2 protein-coding genes are annotated in these 1,502 nt (G+C 43.8%); both read right to left on the reverse strand.

The window, feature by feature from the left end; genetic code table 11:
- Positions 1-42: 42 nt before the first annotated feature.
- A complete protein-coding gene (locus tag H7U17_RS20545; protein WP_186758768.1) occupies positions 43-1,044 on the reverse strand; it encodes an IS3 family transposase in 1,002 nt (333 codons plus the stop codon).
- A gap of 2 nt (positions 1,045-1,046) precedes the next feature.
- Positions 1,047-1,439, reverse strand: a complete 393-nt coding sequence (locus H7U17_RS20550) for a hypothetical protein (RefSeq protein ID WP_186758769.1) — start codon at positions 1,437-1,439, stop codon at positions 1,047-1,049.
- Positions 1,440-1,502 lie beyond the last annotated feature (63 nt).

Genomic DNA, 1,502 nt, shown 5'->3' on the forward strand with positions numbered 1-1,502 from the left:
ATTCTTCTTTAAATATAGCTAGCATTTTACTATCAAGGAAGTTTACTCTAACTTACAATACCACGATGAAGCGGAGTCAAGCTCTGCTGAGGAGCAACTTGCCAAGGAATAGTCGTTTGGTCCGATAGCGTTGCTATTAGCTGGCCGGGCTTTATCAGGTCCGGCCTTTTTTTGCCAGTTGTATTTCTTTCCTATAACGCGCTCGGCGTCATGCCTTAAAAAACCTTTGTCGTGTACCTGAACCGGAGTAATATTTCCCAATCCGTTATGGGGCCTTACCTCATTGTAAATATTGATTATCTGGCCAATACATTTCTTTACGTTTATGTTTTTATGGTTCTCCAGATCGACCAGCCATTCTTCTTTAAGTATGCCGTTTACCCTTTCTGCAATGGCATTCTCATGCGGTGAGGCAGGTCTGGCCATACTGATCCAGACTTTGTTGTTTTCCAACAGTCCCGTATAATCATAGCTACAATACTGTATGCCACGGTCTGAATGGTGTACCAAAGAGTACGGAGGGATGTCCTTCTGTGATGAAAGAGCCCTTTTCAAGGCTTTAAGGGCAGATTCGGCCTTCAGGTCCCGGGCAACGTTCCAGCCGGTTATTTTTTGAGAATAGGCATCTGTGATCAGGTAGAGATAGTGGACCATGCCGTTGAACTGAACATAGGTGATGTCCGACACCCAGAGCTGATTGGGTCTTGAAACAACCATGTTCTGCACAAGGTTTTGGTGTTTTTTCAGCCAGTGATGGCTTTGTGTGGTAAAAAACCTTCTCTTTCTTTTACTGACCAAAAGACCGTTGAGGCCAAGCAGTTCAAACAGTTTGTCTCTGCCCATTTTTATCCCCAATATATCCAGGTCCTGCCGGAGAAGAGGCTGAAGCTTTCTAACACCCCAACGGGAGGTCTTTGACCTTCTCCTGATCCCTGCAACCAGACCCAACACCACTTCCTGCTCAAATACTTCTTTGGTGCTGTTTCTCATGACTTTATAGTAAGCCTGCCTACTTTTGCCAAACAATCCGCAAAGTTGTCCCAAACCTACTTTCGGTTCTTCTTCTTTGAGTCTTTGGACTGTTTGGCACCAGCCTTTTTTTCAAGGTCAAGGCCATAGTCCTCCTTGGCGATATCCACCAGAATCTGATATGCCTTTCCTTTAAGCCTGCTTAGTTTCAGCTCTTCTTCAAGATGCTTGATCTGCTCTTTGAGCTTTTGGATATCGTCTTTTTCTTCAGACATGTTTTTTAATAGGGGGACAGGGTCTACGGGGGCATTCCTGGGCAGACCAGCAAAAATCCTCATCCATTCCAATATAGCGGATTTGCTCCTGATACCATAAATATTTCTTGCCTGTTCCTTGGACACGGAACCGGAGAGAACTTCGCTTACAATTTTTCTACGTGCATTTTCGGAAAATTTTTCCAAATCCTTCATTTTGTCCGATTATAGGTTTACAATTTTCAATTAAATTGTGTCAACCTATTTCAGGACATGACC

It is taken from the genome of Echinicola salinicaeni (assembly GCF_014280965.1).
GTDB classification, from domain to species: domain Bacteria; phylum Bacteroidota; class Bacteroidia; order Cytophagales; family Cyclobacteriaceae; genus Echinicola; species Echinicola salinicaeni.

Excerpts from the sequence above, each read along its gene's own strand:
- H7U17_RS20550 (WP_186758769.1), bottom strand. The coding sequence starts at position 1,439 with ATGAAGGATTTGGAAAAATTTTCCGAAAATGCACGTAGAAAAATTGTA.